A 427-nucleotide genomic window follows, 5' to 3' on the forward strand; every position below is an offset into this window, starting at 1 on the left:
CATTTTCATTCTTTTTTTGAGAGTTTATTTCATTTTAGCCGCCATTTTATAAGAATATTTTTAAAATTTCGCTAAAATCGGGCTTTATTTAAAGGAGAAAATTGCAAACGGTTTTGCGGGTTGTATCGACCAAAACTGAAGCCAAAAAATCGACGTTTTTATGTTTTTTGTGCCCTATTTGCGAGTTTAAGGCCTTGCACGAGCGGCTAAAAGCGGAGCACCCAAAGGCCGCGCACGTCGTGTGGGCGCTACGCGAGCGAAACGGCTACGGCCAGATAGTGGAAAATCAAAGCGACGACGGCGAGCCAAAGGGCACGAGCGGGCAACCCTCGCTAAACGCGCTCAGAGGCGCTCAGCTCATAAACGCGGGCGCGCTCATCGTTCGGTATTTTGGCGGGATAAAGCTAGGCACGGGCGGGCTCGTGCG

Annotated in this window: 1 protein-coding gene; it reads left to right on the top strand. The window is 49.2% G+C overall.

All coding sequences use genetic code 11. The annotated features are described in order from the left end of the window. Positions 1-101 precede the first annotated feature (101 nt). Positions 102-427 (top strand): YigZ family protein (locus tag H740_RS04915; protein WP_004322714.1); only part of this gene is annotated, 326 nt, incomplete at its 3' end.

It is taken from the genome of Campylobacter showae CC57C, assembly GCF_000344295.2.
GTDB classification, from domain to species: Bacteria; Campylobacterota; Campylobacteria; order Campylobacterales; family Campylobacteraceae; genus Campylobacter_A; species Campylobacter_A showae_B.